The organism is Acinetobacter oleivorans DR1, assembly GCF_000196795.1.
Classification (GTDB): Bacteria; Pseudomonadota; Gammaproteobacteria; order Pseudomonadales; family Moraxellaceae; genus Acinetobacter; species Acinetobacter oleivorans.
In genome coordinates, this window is record NC_014259.1 from 264,605 (window position 1) to 281,894 (window position 17,290).

Genomic DNA, 17,290 nt, shown 5'->3' on the forward strand with positions numbered 1-17,290 from the left:
GATTACTGAGCTTGCATAGGCGCATCTGCTGGCAAGCCACCATCTTTTGCCATCGGGTCTGCCGACTGAGTTGGATCTGCCGGAGGTGGTGGAGTGTTTGGATCCTGTGGCGCTGGAGGAGCTTGGTTCGGTGCAGGTGGTACTGCATCAGTTGGTGCTGCTGGTGGAGCCAATTCACCGCCTGCTGGAGGTGCAGGTGGAACATCGGCCGGAATAGGAGCACCAGTAGGCGCTGCATTTGTCGGTGCAGCAGAAACTTGCTGTACTTGTCCGCTATTGACTAAATCGCTAATAGAACCAGGTTGGCCATTTACCGTTGTCGTAACTTTCACTTTAGACAAACTTTCTAAAGTATCTCCTGGCTGGACTGCTGGCTCAGCCAAAGCGGCCATACTACATAATCCCGTGATTACGCCAATACCAATAATCTTTGAATGGATCATTAAGTGGACTCCGATTATATTTTTATCCAAATTTGTGGAGCTAACCATGTCATAAGCAATCAGTGTTTTTCAACGAAAGATACGCAATTGGCGTAATTCAATAGCCAAAGCATCTCATAATTCCAACAGATTGTTACGTAAGGGGAAATGGAGTTACAAAAAAGATGACCATGTTTTAACCATTTGAAAGATAAGAGATATACTTAAAAAAGCAGGATTGTTAAGCTGCGTGTGGACAGTGGTATTGATAGAAACATGGCAAGTAAAAAACGTAGTAAAGGTACAAACTCATTCTCTCTAAGTGAGCATTTTGGCAAGATTATTCTTGCTTGTATTGCTGCTGGAAGTTTTGCGATTGCATTTGGTAGTGAAAAGATTTCGCAGTGGTTTTCACCTTTAAGTACTAACTCGACTTGCCTTAATCAGTTCTATCGAGAAGTTCCCCCTGCTTTAAATAAAGATAGCTTAAAAAAAGACAGTTATCCGCTGTGCTTTAATGGCTTTAATGTCTTGTATTCAGGCATTTCTAAAACGCCGTTATGGTCGGCTGAGCATTTAAATGCAGAACGTTTGAGTGTCAAAATTAAGCGTGAAGACAACTTCCATGAAGAAACCCGTATTGATCAAAAGCATCGAGCACTATTAAGTGATTATCGTGGTTCAGGCTATGACCGTGGTCATATGGCACCGAATGGTGATATGCCAAATAAGAGCTCACAGTCTGATAGCTTTTCGTTAAGTAATATGGTGCCGCAAGCACCTAAAAATAATCAGGAAGTTTGGCGTAAACTTGAAGAAGCTACGCGTGCTATCGCAACTAAGCAAAAACAAGATGTCTATGTAGTTACAGGCCCTGTTTTTGAGGGTAAACGCCTTAAAACGATTGGGAAGGGTGTGATTGTTCCTACCGCAGTTTATAAAGCGGTCTATATGCCAAAAACTGGCGCTATTGGAGCCTACTACGCACCAAACAATAACTCTCTACAAGTGAAAGTGGTGAGTGTTTGCTACCTTGAAGAACGCTTAGGCGTTAACCTGTTCCCACAGTTAACTGAGCAGCAAAAGCGTAATGTCTATCGCTTACCTTTAACAGCGAGTCAAGTTAAGCCAAATCAGAAGTTGGACTATTTACATTGGGATGGCGAGAGCCAATGTGAACAGGACTTAAACGCTGATCAAATTAAAGCGTTACAAGACCAATTTAAAAAGCAAAAAAGTGGTTCATCAGAACCAATGGAAGCAAAAGTTCCAACGATTGACGAAGAAACACGCCAAGCGATTGTGAAGCAACTGGTTGAAGCATTAGTGAACTATTTCTTGCAAATAATGAAATAAACAGCTTTTTTGATTGTTATTGCAAAACCGTAAATGTTTAAAATAGAATCCATAGACAGATCTGTCTATGGATTCTATTTTAATAAGGACAATAACAATGTTTGCCTCGATGTTTCTTTTTTCATTTGCAATGTCTATTACCCCCGGTCCAGTGAATACCGTCATTTTATCAACCAGTTTAAATCATGGTTTAAAGAGATCGCTTCCCTATATTTCAGGTGCAACCATTGGTTTTACCTTGCTTTTAATTTTTATGGCATTTGGTCTTCAGAGTTTATTAACTCAGTTTCCTGTTGTATTAAAGATTCTTGCGATTTGTGGAACGCTATTTGTCTGTTATATCGGCATAAAAATTATTCTTTCTGCTGCAAATATTTCTATTTCCAGTGTTCCTATAGAACAGATGATTATTCCCAATTTTAAAGATGGGTTCTTATTACAATGGCTGAACCCTAAAGCTTGGTTGGCTTGTGTGTCAGGCATTACCATGTTTACAAGCATTGAAAACCCACAGTCGTTGCCGATCTTTATCGTTATTTATTTCTTTACTTGCTATGTGTGTTTGTTCTTTTGGGGGGTCTGTGGTGATAAATTTTCAGTGGTGCTCAATCAGGGCAACCGTTTGAAATATTTTAATATCTTGATGGGAATATTCTTAATTTTATCGGCTCTTTTAATTTTGATCGATTTTTTTTAAATTGGTCATATTACACTGTGAAGATATAACAACGAGACAAGACCTATGTTTAAGCCATTTGAAAAGGGTACAGAGTCTTCATCAATTGAAGATTTAACATTAGAAAATGATGTCGATTGCATCAGCATTTATGGCAACTTGCAAATCACCAAAGACAAAGTCGGATTAGAACAAGCGAAGGCTTTACAGAGCTTTTTAAACGAAGTGGTTGCGGCTTTGGAAAAAGAAGAATTGCCTGAGAAAATTGAACGACCAGCTGAACAAGAAATTAATAATCCGTTTTTATAATTTATGCATTCTATCTGTGATGCTTAATATAGTCGTACTGCCATACAGTCTTTAGTACCACGTTAGGTCTTATTGAGTTTGTATAGACATTTCTTACTTTTGAAAGACCAAAAGTAAGCAAAAGTCTTTTGTTGATCAGAGGGTACTTCCGTGTACCCCTGCTCAACAGGTGACATCCATGTCACCCACCGCGATAGCAGATTAAAGCTATATATAAAGAATTAATCCTTCTCCCCAGCAACTACCTTATAAATAATCGCCCCAATCACAGCCCCTAAAATCGGCGCTACCCAGAACAACCACAACTGACTTAAAGCAGCAGTTTCAGCAAAGAATGCAACACCTGTACTACGTGCAGGGTTCACCGAAGTGTTGGTTACTGGAATACTGATTAAGTGAATAAGCGTTAAGCCTAAACCAATGGCAATAGGAGCGAAGCCAGCGGGTGCGCGGCGGTCAGTTGCACCTAAAATAATGATTAAGAAGAAAGCTGTAAGAACGACTTCAATAATGAAAGCTGAACCTAAGCCAAACTTGTTTGGTGATAAATCACCGAAACCATTCGAAGCAAAACCACCAACACCGCTAAAGCCCGCTTGGCCTTGAGCAATAATGTAAAGAACAAATGCAGCAGCAGTCGCACCGACCACTTGAGCAACAATATAGGGAATTAAATCTTTAACATCGAAGCGGCCGCCGACCCAAAGGCCAACACTTACCGCGGGATTAAAATGTCCACCTGAGATATGCCCTAGAGCATAGGCGCCTGTCAGTACGGTTAAACCAAAGGCAAGGGCTACACCTGCAAAGCCAATACCAAGTTCAGGGAAAGCTGCGGCTAATACTGCGCTACCACAACCACCAAAGACTAGCCAAAACGTACCTAGAAATTCAGCAAAATATTTATTCATTCTGATTACTCATTTATTTAATCTATTTTAATTAATGTGAATTGCGTCACATAAATTTGAAGCATGTGACTATATGAAATTTTTGTTTTCAGTGTTGTTTTAATCAAGAAAAGATTTGTAAGTTTTGGTTGGTTATTCTTTGTCTAAAAAATGATCCCTCCATTGCTGTGGTGTTTGATTGGTCCAATGCTTAAAAGCTCTTTGAAAAGCACTTTGTTCCGAGTAACAAAGCAAAAGAGCTATCTCTTGCAAGCTTAAATGCGGGTCTTTTAAATACTCGGTTGCGAGCATAAAGCGTACTTGCTGAACGCGTTCCTGAAAGGTGGTGTTTTGTTGTTGTAAGTGTCTTTGAAGTTGCCGCACGGACAGGCCTAATTGAGCAGCTATATATTCAATTTGATATTGATTCTTTTGCAGTCCAGTCAAAATTGAATGCTGTAAACGCTGATCAAGTTGGGTCGAATTTGGTAATTGTTCTAACAGCGCTTGTGCTTGCTGAACCAATAGCTGCTGTAGGGTGTGGTCGGCGCTGCTAAGCGGCTTATGAATTTCCATAATTGGAATAAGCAACTCTGTACGCGGCTGGCTAAAACGAACTGGACATTGGAAGTATTGTTCATAAACCCTGATATTTTTAGGGGCAGCATTTAAGAAACGTACTTCATGTAAATGCACGTCTTCATGAGACATAAAAAGACGTAAGAACTGAATCACCAACGCAATCGCGATTTCATCAGTAAGCTGGGTAGGGTGTAGCTCGGTCGCTTCCCAACGAATAGAACCATATCTTCCTTGTAACTCAACGACTAAAGGGCTGCCGTCATAAATCAGACGATGAAAATCATGATAGCGAATTAAGGCTTCACCTAAGTTATCGCAAGAGAGAGCAAGGTAGGCAATAATCCCTAAGTGTTTGGGTTGCACGTATTTGGCAATGTCTAGACCTAATCCCGGCTTCGGGTCCAGTTTATAAATCACTTCTAATAGATCGCGCCAAACGACGTAGTCAAAGCGCTCTAGATTTTGAATTTGTTCTAATTGTTCAGGAATAGCTAACTGATTGGCTTCACAATAAGCTTTTAATAGATGTCCCAGTCCTCCATATACTGAGCCTGTATAATTTTTTAGTTGTGGCATCCGTGACCACCTCTTTCTTGTCGTGATTTGTCAATGAAACCATAAATTCTGGTCAATACCTAGCATAACGAATTTTATATGCTGAATAAAAAGAAAAAGGAGTTAGGTGATGTTAAAAGGGTTCATTGCAGGAATTGCGGTTGCAAATGCATTTGAATGGGTGGCGCATAAATATATATTGCATGGTGTACACCGTGCCGGAAAACCCCGTTATAGCCCAGTGCCAAGAAGCATGGAGTCTCATTGGGCGCATCATCGTGAAGTTCGTAAACAACAATTTCATGATGATTGCTATGTGGAAGGTGTTGGTAACTGGCGAACTAAAAATGAGTTAATTTCGCTTGCTGTGGTGGCAACCGTTTCAAGCGCAATTTTTTACCCGTTTTCAAAAGGTATGGCTCTCGCAGCTTGGTACAGTGCTGGTAATTATTATTATATTCATCGCCGTGCACATTTAGAGCCCGACTGGGCAAAGCGTAAAATTCCGTGGCATTACGATCACCACATGAACTCTAATCAAGACGCCAATTGGTGTGTGACCAAACCTTGGTTTGATTATGTAATGGGAACACGGGTTGTTTCTTCGGCAGATTTAAAAGAACAAAACCCTTTGGGCATTCGGTTACCTACTACGCTTGCTAGATCGCTGTCTCAAGCTGTAGAAAAAATCTTTCCTGCAAAATGGGTCGAGAAAAAAGAAAAGCCTAAACTCGTTAACGACATAAATTTGGTCGATGGTGCTGCATAAAAAAAGGGGCATATCGCCCCTTTAAATATTAATAAGCTTACAAGCGCATTTCGATGCCTTGTTCAGCTAAATATTGTTTAGCTTCCGGAATGGTATATTGACCAAAGTGAAAAATACTTGCTGCCAATACTGCGTCTGCACCACCTTGTAAAATACCGTCTGCAAGGTGTTGTAAGTTACCTACACCGCCTGAAGCAATGGTTGGAATGGTCACGCGATCATTAATAGCACGCATTAAAGCAATGTCGTAGCCTGCTTTCGTACCATCGGCATCCATACTGGTAATGAGTAACTCACCCGCACCGTAGTCCGCCATCTGTACTGCCCACTCAATCGCATCAATACCTGTTGGTTTACGACCACCGTGAGTAAAGATTTCCCATTTGTTGTCGCCAGTTTTTTTGGCATCAATCGCAACGACAATACATTGCGCGCCAAAGTGCTGTGAAGCTTCTTGAACAAATTCAGGGTTAAATACGGCAGCTGAGTTAATACTCACTTTGTCTGCACCTGCATTTAATAACGCACGAATATCTTCAACCTTACGTACACCACCACCGACAGTTAATGGCACAAATACAGTCTCGGCCATACGTTCAACAGTACGGTAAGTGGTATCGCGTCCATGATGTGTAGCGGTAATGTCTAAGAAAGTAATTTCATCTGCACCTTGTTCGTTATAGCGACGTGCCACTTCTACAGGGTCGCCAGCATCACGAATATCGAGGAATTGAACGCCTTTAACTACGCGTCCGTTATCAACGTCTAGGCAAGGAATAATACGTTTAGCAAGCATAGCTTTTTCCAAAAATAATCGCCGTTGGTGAAAGTTCCTACACAGGCGCTACACCTTCATGGAGGGAAGAGGTATTCTATCAAACTTCACAGATGTTTTTTGCAGGTTTTCCATGTCGGTTTATACCCCGTTGAGTTTAGATGAAGTTCGCACCTTTGCTGCACCTTATGGATTAGAGGTGTTGGAGCTGAACCCAATTCAGGGAGGTATTCAAAACACCAATTATTTTCTGGTTGATGTAAACCGCAAACAATATGTACTTACTGTATTTGAAGAGTTAGATGCAAAAGGGGCAGGTGAACTTATTCCTGTACTTGAACAATTGGGGACTCATGATGTACCCGTTGCAGTACCGTTAAAACATAGCGGACAAGCGGTTCATGTGATTGCAGATAAGCCCGCACAGATTGCACCACGTCTCATGGGTCACCATCCCATGCAAACCACAGTAGCACAAGTTGCAGCAATTGCAGATGCACAGGCGAAACTGCATGTGGCTTTACAAGACTTTCCGCTTGAGCGTGAATATCGACGCGATCATCAATACTGGACAGGCGTTGCAGAACAGCTTAAGCCAAATATGTCTAAAGAAGACCAAACGTTACTTGAGCAGGTCTATCAAGCTTTTAATGCGAAAACAGCGCAATATTCAAACCGACCAACAGGTTTTATTCACTCAGATTTGTTCCGTGACAATACTTTGTTTGAAGGTGAGCAATTACAAGGTATTTTAGATTTTTACGAATTAAATCAAGATGAATTGCTATTTGATATTGCGATTACCATCAATGATTTTTGTACCGAATATCCAGCAGCACATTTAAACTCAGACAAAGTGGCGGCTTACTTAGCGGCATACCAAAAAGTTCGTGTACTTACTTCAGATGAACTTGAGTGTTTAGATGTATTCTTGGCAATGGCAGCATGCCGTTTTTGGTCAATGCGTTTGCAAGTTGCTCAAAAAAATAAAGAAGAAGGACGTACCGGCGATGACATTTTGCAAAAAGACCCGCAGGAAATGCGAGCAATGATGCAAGACCGTTTAAGTCATGTAAAAGCATAAAAGGGAATAAAGATGCGAGATCAGGGGCGATTAGTCGAATGGTTCGACGAAAAAGGTTATGGCTTTATTCAGCCAGATGATGCTGAAAAAGAGCGAGTCTTTTTGCATATTAAAGATTTTGCACGCCCCGGTCCTCGGCCAATTATTGGCTGTGCACTGGAATATCTGATTATTCTCGATGAGCAAGGTCGCTTTCGTGCTCAGCAGGTCACTTATTTAAAAGCATCTCAAACTCGTAAAACGTCAAAACCAGTAAAAACACAATCTTCTTTTCAGGCCAGTCCATGGTCTGCTATGCAAATGGGGATCGTGTTTTATTTCGTTTTAATGGGAATTATGAGTTTTATCCATATTTTGCCAGCTTATACCTTATTGTTTATTTTAATGATGAATGTGCTGAGTTACTGGCTATATTCACAAGACAAAGAAGCCGCACAATTGGGTAATCGGCGTGTGCCTGAGCAAACATTGCACATTGTTAGCTTTTTAGGAGGCTGGCCAGCTGCATGGTGGGCGCAACAAAAACTGAGACATAAAACACAAAAACAACCATTCCGTAAGATTTATTTTTGTACCATATTCCTTCATTTACTTTTGATTTTGTGGCTAATTTCTCCTTTAAATGTGTTGCGGGGCTCATAAAAGTAAATTGTTTTATTAAACTTGAGAGGTATAAAAATGAATAGTTCTATCGACCAAGATCCAAATCGTACTTTAACGCTTATTTTATATGTACTTTATATTGTCGCTATTTTTACAGGCGGCTTACTTGCGGTTATTGCTTTAATTATTAACTATGTAAAACGTTCTGATGTGCAAGGTTCAATTTTTGCGAGCCACTTTACATGGCAAATCCGAACATTCTGGTGGTATCTCGCTTGGAATATTATTGCCTTTCTGCCGTTTATTTTCTTGTTCTTTACAGGTGAAAATACTGACCTGTTTGCAGGTGTTGCAATCTCATCGACCGTATTTTGTGTGGGTGTAATTGGTGCTGCGTGGATCTGGATTGTATATCGTGCAATTCGCGGCTTGATTGCTTTGAATGATAACCGACCGATGTATCAATAAATCATGATTATTGAACATGTGCATTTGAGTATAAAGTCTGGGCAAAGTGAAGCATTTCTTGAGGCTTTTGAGCAGGCGAAACATATTGTTTATCCAATGGAGGGCTTCAATGCTGTCCAACTCATTAGACAGGCAACTGACCCACATCATTATATTTTAATGATCTCTTGGGATGAGATTGAAAATCATACAGAAGGGTTTAGAAAGTCTGATGCTTATCAGGAATGGAAAGCATTGCTCCATCCCTTTTATGATCCAATGCCTACGGTTGAGTACTACCAGCCTTGTATTTCATTAAAGAAAAAATAATAGATAAAAAAAGAGAGCATTAAGCTCTCTTTTTTTATTCTCGAATTCTTTTAGTTTTTTTAATTGGTAACTTAAGTTTTAACTCACTCACTAAAACACCTAATACCACTAAAGCACCACCCAAAAGAGCAATAATTGGTAAACGCTCACCCGCAATTCGACCAATAATTCCTGCCCAAACAGGTTCTCCTGCATAGATAATTGCAGCACGGGAAGGATCAACCATACGTTGAGCCCAGTTCATCACAAATTGAATAAGTGCACTGGCTAAACCTAATGCAACAGCAAGGAGTACAAGTGGCCATGAAAATGCAGGAATTGTATGTTCACCCACCGCAGGCATAATGGCAAAAGAAACCAGAGAGGCTACGCCCAGTTGAATGACGGTGACGCGACGTAAATTTACTTTTCCAGCAAAGTAACTAATAAAAATAATTTCTAAAGCAATCGCAAGTGATCCGAGTACTGTTACAAGCTGTCCAAAATTTAAAGAGATTTGTTCGAAACCATTACCTGTCAATAAAATAAGGCCAGCAAAAGCAAGGACTGCTCCCACCCAAGTCATGATGTGTGGAACTTTTCTAAAGATGAGCCACATTAAAATAGGTACAAGCGGAACATAAAGCGCTGTTAAAAAAGCCGACTCACTACTAGGAATGGTTTGAAGACCAATCGTCTGTGTGCCATAACCTGCCGCAATTACAAGACCAATCGTGCTGCCAGCACCTAAATCTTTTAAAGTAACGCCTTTCATACTCTTGAAAGAAATAAGTAGCAAGGTAAGCGCCGCGACAGCAAAGCGGCAGCCCACAAAAAACATAGGCGATGAAAAATTCAGTGCATATTGCACAGTAAGAAATGTTCCACCCCAAATGATCGTAATTAAAACGAGTGCTAACTGAGGGGCTTTGCTTGAACTCAAAGAAATGGGTGACATACTCAAATTAGAAAGAATTGTGCAATATACTGCACATATTGCGCTATTCTTCTATTTTGTGCAATATATTGCTCACATTTTATTTGCTGCGTTAATTTATGAGCCAGTCCAGTATCGTTTTACAGCATGTCGGCACAAATATTCGTTCCTTAAGAGATGAACGAGATTTAAGCCAACAGGACTTGGCCGATCAGGCAGGGGTGAGCAGACGGACAATCGCAGCTTTGGAAACAGGGCAAGTCAATATTAGCTTAGCTAAACTCGATGCAATTGCGGCAGTGTTGGGCGTCGATTTTAGAACGATTGTGAGTGCACCTGAGCACAAAGAACAAGCTTTGGTCAATGCACTGGCTTGGCAAGGTGAAAAAGAAGAAAGCAGAGCGACTTTTTTGGCTTCAGTTCCATCGCGTTCGCAAGTTGAGCTTTGGACATGGTCGTTAGCAGTAGGGGAGTCTTATGTTGCCGAAGCAGACCCAGAAGGATGGCAAGAGCTTATTTATGTATTAGAAGGTGAGTTGACCATACAATTTGCAGATAGTTCAAAAACCATCGTTGCTGGTTCTTCATTTATATATGCTAGTTCAGTGACTTACACCTATATCAATAGTGGTAACCAAGTACTTAAGTTTATTCGTAATGTGGTGTATTGATTTTAAAGTCTTTATAAAATCACATGAGTTATTAAATTTTATATAAAGAATTTCTCTTATTTAAAAATTTGTAAGTTTAATTCTAAACAAAAAAATAAGAAGAACAATAAATAAGGCAAGTTATAATATTTATTGTGTAATGAAATTATTTTTAACTCGTTTTAATAGAAAAAAAGATACAGAAATGAAATTTTTATTAAGTTCGCAAGATATTCAGAACTATAAATTTATATGGCAGGTTTCTAAAGAAAATTATAAGAAACAGAAGAGTAGTATGTTTCTCATGTTTTTATTGGTGATGTTTTCAGCATTCTTTACAACATTGTTGCCATACCTGCTGAAAATTATTATCGACTATTCTGCACACGAATATAACTTTTTCCTCAATATTAAACTCCCATTTAATTTTCTATATCTACTTGTACTTGCCTACGCGACCGCATGGTTGGTGAATGAGTTATGCCATTGGACGCAAAATATTTTTAGTGCTTATTTGATGGTTGATTTCAAAGGAGCATTAATTTTTGCAGGTTTAAAAAATTATTTAAATCTTAAAAAAGATGAACAAGATCAAATTGAAGCTGGAACAGTAATCAGTGATCTCGCAAGAGGAAGTTCTGCTTTTGGTGAGATTAATTTAACGTTACTTCTTCATTTGGGGCCAATTATTTTTCAATTGGCGATGATTTTTGCAGTTCTATTTACGACCATTAGCCTAGTCTTTAGTATTAGCTTTTTATTAATAGCTATCATTATTTTCCTAGTTTCCTTTCATATAAATAAAACAAGTAGTTCACTATTCGATGCGATGTACCAAAAAGATAATCAGGTGAATAGTCATTTGATACATCAGATATCCAACTCCTATGAGATTAAAGTGAAAAATGCAGTACCGTTTCAATTATCAAAATTTAATGAAACGCTCAATTTATCCATTACAACAGCTAAAGATAGGAATAAGAAAATAGGACTATTGATGATTTCTCAATTATTCATGATTTTTTTATTCTTACTTATTTTTATGTTATTTACCGTATTTCTTTCAACTGAAAAGCAATTAACTCCAGGTGCTTTCGTATTGATAAGTACTTATATTATTCAACTCACCAATCCATTTTTGGCTGTTTCCCAAAGCTTGATGCGGTTAAATGGCAACTTTGTGGCTTTAGCAAAATATCGACAGTATTTTAATCTCAAGAAAGAACAATATACGTCTTCTGCTATTCAATATTCTGAAGTCCTCTTCCAATTTATAAATGCTCAATTTTTATTAGGAAAAAGAGCAGTAAATCATTTTGATTTAACAATCTTAGCCAATAAAACATATATCGTGATTGGCCCAACAGGTCTAGGTAAGACCTCTCTGATGAATTATTTAATGGGGGTATATCAGATTCAATCAGGACAGCTTTTGTATAAAAATATCGATATTAGCCATAATTTTTCCAAGCCTATTTTTGATGAGGTCATTTATGTTGCACAGCAGCCAGTTATTTTTCCTTATTCTTTAAGAGAGAATTTGGTCTATAACTCTCAGCATATATATGAAGATTCTTACTTACTTCAGATGCTTGAGCAGTTTAGTTTATTGCATATTTTGAAAAAACATCAATTAACGCTCGATGATGATCTAACTGAAATTTATAAGAATTTTTCAGGAGGAGAAAAGCAAAGAATTTGTATTCTTCGAGGTCTTTTGGCTCGTCCTCAACTCATAATCTTAGATGAACCGACTGCAGCTTTAGATGTAGGTACTGCAAAAAATATACTTAAATATATTCAGCAGGTCGTTCCATCAGTGATTATGATTACGCATTCACCTTATGCAATGGAGCTTGCAGATGAGGTGATTGATTTAGAAAAGTTATTAAATTAAAGATTATTAAGAAATAAAAAAGAGCCTAAACAGGCTCTTTTTTTACATCTTAAAAATTAAAGACGGTTTTCATCTAACAAAAGCTGAGCTTCACGAAGGTTTAAAGTACCTTCATAAATTGCACGACCTGTGATTGCACCTAAAATGCCCGGTTTGCCTTTTAAGTTACGAACGTCATCAAGGTTAGTTACGCCACCTGAAGCAATCACTGGTAAACCTGAGTATTGAGCCAAGTTTACAGTCTGCTCAACGTTTACCCCTTGCATCATACCGTCACGCGCAATGTCTGTATAAACAATGCTAGACACGCCTGCATCTGCAAAACGTTTTGCTAAATCAGTTGCTTTAACGTCAGTAACGTTTGCCCAGCCGTCAGTTGCAACCATACCATTCATGGCATCAATACCAACAATGATGTGGCCAGCAAAGCGCTTACAAGCTTCTTCTACAAATTCAGGCTCTTGAACTGCTTTAGTACCAATAATGACAAAAGTCACGCCAGCTTCTAAGTAGTGTTCGATAGTCTCTAGTGAGCGAATACCACCACCAATTTGAATTGGTAATTCTGGCTGAGCTTTAGCAATTGCTTCAACAACAGGTTTATGAATTGGGGTACCTGCGAAAGCGCCATTCAAATCAACCAAATGCAAACGACGTGCGCCTTCATTTACCCAATGCTGGGCAGTTGCAACTGGATCGTCAGAGAAAACGGTATCGTCTTCCATACGCCCTTGTTTTAAACGCACACATTTACCATCTTTCAGGTCAATTGCTGGAATGATTAGCATGCTTCCGCTCCTTGCTTCATCATGATTATGAAATTGTGCACATCTTAGCAAAGTATTGATCAATCGCTAAGCCTTAGAAAAGACTTTTATAACTTTACGTTTGAAGTGCGGTTTGAATCGTTTGTGCAATGTGAGCCGGTAATAGTTCTTGCTTTCTGAGCTCTTCAAATACCAATAATGCAGCATATGCATCGGCGGCAGCGTAGCTTATTTGTTGTGATGTAAGTGGCTTTCGTGCCCAATTTGAAGTTCCAACTTTTTTCGACTTTGCAAGATACTGCCCAAATAGTAGTGCAATCGCTTTTTGAACCCCCATTTGCTGGGTAAAACCAAAGTGACTAAAGCTTTTAGCTAGATCGACACAACTTTCCAGCTCAATGCCTTTTTTATGAAAAATGTGTTTGTCATTTTTAAGGCCAAAGCCAACTTTAATTTGCTTTTGGTTAGACAAAATGGGCTGTAAAAATTTTAAAGTCGATGAATTGACATGAAATAGATAGGCTTTTTTTGCTGTGGCAAGCTGAATCAAATGTGGACCTGTTGACACCTCACCCACTCGAAAAGTCGGTTTAGATTCAGAATCAAATCCCAAAACTACAGCGTTTTTTAATTCTTCTTCAATAGTTTTGCATTGATCAATATTTTCAATCACGACAATATTTTGATAGTTGAGATTTTCAAAAGGAGGAAGCTGCTGAATAGAGGCTTTATCAAGGAGGGGAGAGGCTTCGGACATATTTAACAGCGTACAAAAGAATTGAGCTATTAGCTTTATATATGAATAAAGCCTAGAGAACTAGGCTTTATGACAGTCTTTAAAAATTATTGAGATTGAGAAGGGGTACCAATGACCACACTTTCGCTTTTTTCAACATAACCTTCATAGGTCGGAGCCATGATTGTGGCAACAATAGCAAAAACAAAAGCAAGCGGAATCAGAATAATATAAATCCAGCCTAAAACGCGTTCCCAACCAGCGGTAGGGCGTTGTGGACCGTAATCATTATTGCCTTCTGTACCTTTTGCCGCAAAGAGATAAACCATGAAAATGAGGTTTACGACAGGGATAAGCATTAGCAATGATAGCCATCCTGTATTATTGCGGTCATGTAAGCGACGAATTGTAAATACAAAGCTTACATAGAGACAGACAATATAAAGAATGGCGATAACAATCATGCCTGCTGTAGAAAGGCCTGTTAGTTCCTGACTAGATGTAAATCCAAAAGTGAATGCGATGGCAACAACAATGATGCCGATGACGAGTGAAAATAAGAATGTCCAAGCAGCATAAGAGAGTCGTCCAAAACGACCATTAGCTTTAAAGGGGGAATCTTGTTGAAGTGGCTGATTTTCGAAAGGTGAATTCATTTTGTTTTCCTGATCATTTGGTTTTATTTAAAAGTATAAATATTCAATATTTTGTTGAATAAAACATCATTCTATAAATGATTAGTTATTATTGTAAATAAAAAAAGATCAGGCCATCTAGACCTGATCTTTTTCAGTTTTAAATCAGATTAGATATTCCATTCCACAAAGTTTTTAAGTAACTGCAAACCAGCAGTATGACTTTTCTCTGGGTGGAATTGGGTCGCGAATAAATTATCTTTGTGAATTGCTGTGCAGAAGTTCACACCATACTCACAAGTCGCAGCCACAACTCTTTCATCTTTTGGTTCGACATAGTAACTATGTACAAAGTAGAAGCGAGCATCTTGTTCGATGTTATTCCACATTGGATGGCTTGGGTCCATTTGGTGAACTTGGTTCCAGCCCATGTGTGGTACTTTTAAACCTTCCATTTGAGGGAAGTGCTTTACTACGCCGTCAAAAATACCGAGTGCGTCTACACCGCCATTTTCTTCAGAACTTTGTAGTAATGCTTGCATGCCTACACAAATCGCAAGAACTGGCTTATTAAAAGCAGCTTTACGTACGACTTCATCAATACCTGCTTCACGCATGCCTTGCATACAGTCACGCATTGCACCAACGCCCGGAAAAACAATTTTATCGGCTTGTGCAATTAATTTTGGATCATTGGTCACATCGACTGTAGCGCCCACATGCTCAAGTGCTTTAGCTGCTGAGTGTAGATTGCCCATGCCATAATCAAGTAACGCGATACGTGTCATTAGAGGCTACCTTTTGTCGATGCAATCGTGTTTTCTGCACGTGGATCAACTTCACATGCCATACGTAAAGCACGAGCTAGCGCTTTGAACACACTTTCAATTTGATGGTGGCTATTTTTACCTTTCAAATTATCGATGTGTAAGGTCATAAGCGCATGGTTTACGAAACCTTGGAAAAACTCAGAGAATAAATCGACATCAAAGGTACCGATGCGTGCACGGGTAAATGGAATATCCATGAATAAACCCGGGCGACCAGATAAATCTACAACAACGCGAGATAAAGCTTCGTCTAATGGTGCATAAAAATGACCATAGCGTTTTAAACCTTTTTTATCGCCTAAAGCTTGTGCAAAAGCTTGTCCAAGCGTGATTCCACAGTCTTCTACGGTGTGGTGATCATCAATCTCGAGGTCTCCGTCACAATGAATATCGATATCAAATAAGCCATGTCGCTTGATTTGATCAATCATATGGTCTAAAAATGGAACTCCAGTGTTTAGTGTGCCTTGACCAGTACCGTCGAGATTTAATCGAACTCGAATTTTGGTTTCATTGGTATTTCTAACCACTTCACTGATACGTTGCGTCATGGACACGTTCCTCAAAAAACGTCAAAAATGATTGGATGTTAACGACAATTTCGCTGTGACGAATTCGTGACAGCATCATAGTTTGCTCAGGAGGGTTAATCAATGCCTATTACCGTACATGCTTATAGTTCTCTAGATAATTCAGAGATCCGCGATCAGCTTGAGCGTTTGTATGATACAAGTCCGGAGTTTGGTGACGGGCACGATGCGATTGAACAACTTGAACAAGATTTACAACAGTATACCACGCTATACACTGCTGAATTTAACACCAAAATTATAGGTGCAATCTGGTCTTCAGGACAAGGCGAAAGCAAGGTCCTTGAATATATTGTTGTTCACCCTGCTAACCGTGGTCGTGGGGTAGCTGAGCGCTTGGTTGAAGAAGCTTGTCGTATAGAAGAGTCAAAAGGCGTTAAAATTTTTGAGCCGGGCTGCGGCGCAATTCATCGTTGTTTGGCTCATATTGGTAAATTACATCATTAACAGCCTAGTCCGTATGTGATGGTGATTTAAAAATAATCACTTGTTACAAAAAATACGGAAGTTGCTTGACGTGATCATATAAACATTGTTTAATACGCCCACTTCGGCGTGATAGCTCAGTAGGTAGAGCAACGGATTGAAAATCCGTGTGTCCCCAGTTCGATCCTGGGTCTCGCCACCATTATTTGTGTTTTCAATCCCTGATCCCATCAGGGATTTTTTTTAAGTATAAAAAATACTCAGTTAAATCAAAAACTCAGGATAATTGTTGACTATTGTTCTGAGATACGGCTTAATACAGGCCAACGGCGTGATAGCTCAGTAGGTAGAGCAACGGATTGAAAATCCGTGTGTCCCCAGTTCGATCCTGGGTCTCGCCACCATATTCGGAAAAGCCTCATACATAACGTATGAGGCTTTTTTCATGCCTATTGTTTATCTGAACAAACCATTTTCTTACTTGTGGGTAAAATGAGATTTATCCACAAGCACACTTACTTATCCCCAAACTCAGTTTACTTTCTGTGTTATGCCAAAATGATAATAAATAAGGCTCTAATCATGTGAACTATCATTAATTAGACGTTTTCCTAAACATACCGCTTCTACTTCGTCATAGCCGAGTTGTTCATAAAAATTCAGTACATTCAAATTATCTTTACGCACCAATAATTGAAGTTTTGGGCAACCTCGAGCAATCAGTCGCTTTTCAAGCTGCTGAACAAGGGCTGTGGCTATTCCTAAGCGTTGTTGGTGGGGGTGAACAGCCAAATAGTTAATCCAGCCTCTATGGCCGTCATAGCCACCCATAAGCGTGCCAATCAGTTGCTCATCTTTAATCGCAACTAGAAACAAATCATCTTGTTGTGAGACTTTTCTAAAAATATCGGTTTCAGGATTATTCCAAGGTCGAGTCAGGCCGCAGCTTTCCCATAAAATGACGACATCTTCCAGATCCGCATTTGTAAATTGACGAATGATAAACATATGGATTTCTACTTTTTGTTTTGATGTGCTCAAAAGA

Annotated in this window: 22 protein-coding genes and 2 tRNA genes; 13 read left to right on the forward strand and 11 right to left on the reverse strand. The window is 39.3% G+C overall.

Annotated elements, in window-relative coordinates; all coding sequences use genetic code 11:
- Positions 1–2 precede the first annotated feature (2 nt).
- On the reverse strand, positions 3–443 hold the full coding sequence (locus AOLE_RS01205) for a hypothetical protein (protein ID WP_005300829.1): 441 nt from the start codon (positions 441–443) through the stop codon (positions 3–5).
- A 255-nt stretch (positions 444–698) separates the two neighbouring features.
- Between AOLE_RS01205 and AOLE_RS01210 the strand changes: the two genes are divergently transcribed.
- From AOLE_RS01210 to AOLE_RS01220, 3 genes are all read left to right on the forward strand, one after another.
- On the forward strand, positions 699–1,778 hold the full coding sequence (locus AOLE_RS01210; RefSeq protein WP_013196657.1) for a DNA/RNA non-specific endonuclease: 1,080 nt from the start codon (positions 699–701) through the stop codon (positions 1,776–1,778).
- Positions 1,779–1,875: 97 nt separating this feature from the next.
- Complete coding sequence (locus AOLE_RS01215; protein ID WP_013196658.1) at positions 1,876–2,475, forward strand: LysE family translocator; 600 nt, start codon at positions 1,876–1,878, stop codon at positions 2,473–2,475.
- Positions 2,476–2,520: 45 nt separating this feature from the next.
- The gene (locus tag AOLE_RS01220) at positions 2,521–2,763 is read left to right on the forward strand and encodes a hypothetical protein (protein ID WP_013196659.1); all 243 of its coding nucleotides are present in this window, start codon (positions 2,521–2,523) and stop codon (positions 2,761–2,763) included.
- A 221-nt stretch (positions 2,764–2,984) separates the two neighbouring features.
- On the opposite strand, the gene aqpZ is transcribed toward AOLE_RS01220, so the two are convergent.
- Together aqpZ and AOLE_RS01230 are read right to left on the reverse strand one after the other, a co-directional pair.
- Positions 2,985–3,674 (reverse strand): aquaporin Z, encoded by a 690-nt coding sequence (gene aqpZ / locus AOLE_RS01225; protein WP_005300839.1) that lies wholly within the window; start codon positions 3,672–3,674, stop codon positions 2,985–2,987.
- A gap of 132 nt (positions 3,675–3,806) precedes the next feature.
- Positions 3,807–4,811 (reverse strand): AraC family transcriptional regulator, encoded by a 1,005-nt coding sequence (locus AOLE_RS01230; protein WP_013196660.1) that lies wholly within the window; start codon positions 4,809–4,811, stop codon positions 3,807–3,809.
- 109 nt (positions 4,812–4,920) lie between these two features.
- Between AOLE_RS01230 and AOLE_RS01235 the strand changes: the two genes are divergently transcribed.
- Entirely contained in the window at positions 4,921–5,559 is a 639-nt protein-coding gene (locus AOLE_RS01235; RefSeq protein ID WP_013196661.1) for a hypothetical protein, read from the forward strand.
- A 37-nt stretch (positions 5,560–5,596) separates the two neighbouring features.
- Here the strand turns inward: AOLE_RS01235 and hisF are convergent, their stop codons facing one another.
- On the reverse strand, positions 5,597–6,355 hold the full coding sequence (hisF, locus tag AOLE_RS01240) for an imidazole glycerol phosphate synthase subunit HisF (RefSeq protein WP_004789907.1): 759 nt from the start codon (positions 6,353–6,355) through the stop codon (positions 5,597–5,599).
- Between the two features lie 112 nt (positions 6,356–6,467).
- Between hisF and AOLE_RS01245 the strand changes: the two genes are divergently transcribed.
- From AOLE_RS01245 to AOLE_RS01260, 4 genes are read left to right on the forward strand one after another with little or no spacing between them, the layout of a single operon-like run.
- Positions 6,468–7,418, forward strand: a complete 951-nt coding sequence (locus AOLE_RS01245; protein WP_013196662.1) for a homoserine kinase — start codon at positions 6,468–6,470, stop codon at positions 7,416–7,418.
- A gap of 12 nt (positions 7,419–7,430) precedes the next feature.
- Complete coding sequence (locus tag AOLE_RS01250; RefSeq protein WP_005300854.1) at positions 7,431–8,060, forward strand: DUF1294 domain-containing protein; 630 nt, start codon at positions 7,431–7,433, stop codon at positions 8,058–8,060.
- Positions 8,061–8,096: 36 nt separating this feature from the next.
- Positions 8,097–8,489: a DUF4870 family protein gene (locus AOLE_RS01255; protein WP_005300857.1), complete on the forward strand. Its 393-nt coding sequence runs from the start codon at positions 8,097–8,099 to the stop codon at positions 8,487–8,489.
- Positions 8,490–8,492: 3 nt separating this feature from the next.
- Positions 8,493–8,798, forward strand: coding sequence for an antibiotic biosynthesis monooxygenase family protein (locus tag AOLE_RS01260; RefSeq protein WP_013196663.1), 306 nt, complete (start codon positions 8,493–8,495; stop codon positions 8,796–8,798).
- Positions 8,799–8,832: 34 nt separating this feature from the next.
- Here AOLE_RS01260 and AOLE_RS01265 read toward each other — a convergent pair whose 3' ends face one another.
- Entirely contained in the window at positions 8,833–9,735 is a 903-nt protein-coding gene (locus AOLE_RS01265) for a DMT family transporter (protein WP_013196664.1), read from the reverse strand.
- A gap of 98 nt (positions 9,736–9,833) precedes the next feature.
- Between AOLE_RS01265 and AOLE_RS01270 the strand changes: the two genes are divergently transcribed.
- Both AOLE_RS01270 and AOLE_RS01275 read left to right on the forward strand, forming a co-directional pair.
- Positions 9,834–10,385, forward strand: a complete 552-nt coding sequence (locus AOLE_RS01270) for a helix-turn-helix domain-containing protein (protein WP_013196666.1) — start codon at positions 9,834–9,836, stop codon at positions 10,383–10,385.
- A gap of 184 nt (positions 10,386–10,569) precedes the next feature.
- Complete coding sequence (locus AOLE_RS01275) at positions 10,570–12,261, forward strand: ATP-binding cassette domain-containing protein (RefSeq protein WP_035332246.1); 1,692 nt, start codon at positions 10,570–10,572, stop codon at positions 12,259–12,261.
- A 56-nt stretch (positions 12,262–12,317) separates the two neighbouring features.
- Here the strand turns inward: AOLE_RS01275 and hisA are convergent, their stop codons facing one another.
- The 5 genes from hisA to hisB form a co-directional block, all read right to left on the reverse strand.
- Positions 12,318–13,049 carry a 1-(5-phosphoribosyl)-5-[(5-phosphoribosylamino)methylideneamino]imidazole-4-carboxamide isomerase gene (gene hisA, locus AOLE_RS01280; RefSeq protein ID WP_002052186.1) on the reverse strand — a complete coding sequence of 244 codons (732 nt, stop codon included), beginning with the start codon at positions 13,047–13,049 and terminating at the stop codon, positions 12,318–12,320.
- A 94-nt stretch (positions 13,050–13,143) separates the two neighbouring features.
- Positions 13,144–13,785, reverse strand: a complete 642-nt coding sequence (locus tag AOLE_RS01285; RefSeq protein WP_013196668.1) for a 3'-5' exonuclease — start codon at positions 13,783–13,785, stop codon at positions 13,144–13,146.
- Positions 13,786–13,871: 86 nt separating this feature from the next.
- Positions 13,872–14,420 carry a DUF805 domain-containing protein gene (locus tag AOLE_RS01290; protein ID WP_013196669.1) on the reverse strand — a complete coding sequence of 183 codons (549 nt, stop codon included), beginning with the start codon at positions 14,418–14,420 and terminating at the stop codon, positions 13,872–13,874.
- Between the two features lie 149 nt (positions 14,421–14,569).
- The gene (hisH, locus tag AOLE_RS01295; protein WP_013196670.1) at positions 14,570–15,187 is read right to left on the reverse strand and encodes an imidazole glycerol phosphate synthase subunit HisH; all 618 of its coding nucleotides are present in this window, start codon (positions 15,185–15,187) and stop codon (positions 14,570–14,572) included.
- On the reverse strand, positions 15,187–15,780 hold the full coding sequence (gene hisB, locus AOLE_RS01300; RefSeq protein ID WP_002116767.1) for an imidazoleglycerol-phosphate dehydratase HisB: 594 nt from the start codon (positions 15,778–15,780) through the stop codon (positions 15,187–15,189). Before hisB ends, hisH begins: the two co-directional genes overlap by 1 nt.
- A 102-nt stretch (positions 15,781–15,882) precedes the next feature.
- On the opposite strand from hisB, the gene AOLE_RS01305 reads away from it, so the two are divergent.
- From AOLE_RS01305 to AOLE_RS01315, 3 genes are all read left to right on the forward strand, one after another.
- Positions 15,883–16,266, forward strand: a complete 384-nt coding sequence (locus AOLE_RS01305) for a GNAT family N-acetyltransferase (RefSeq protein WP_004789887.1) — start codon at positions 15,883–15,885, stop codon at positions 16,264–16,266.
- Between the two features lie 105 nt (positions 16,267–16,371).
- Positions 16,372–16,447, forward strand: a tRNA-Phe gene (locus AOLE_RS01310).
- Between the two features lie 126 nt (positions 16,448–16,573).
- Positions 16,574–16,649, forward strand: a tRNA-Phe gene (locus AOLE_RS01315).
- Positions 16,650–16,821: 172 nt separating this feature from the next.
- Here the strand turns inward: AOLE_RS01315 and AOLE_RS01320 are convergent.
- The gene (locus tag AOLE_RS01320; protein ID WP_004789884.1) at positions 16,822–17,253 is read right to left on the reverse strand and encodes a GNAT family acetyltransferase; all 432 of its coding nucleotides are present in this window, start codon (positions 17,251–17,253) and stop codon (positions 16,822–16,824) included.
- Between the last annotated feature and the right edge of the window lie 37 nt (positions 17,254–17,290).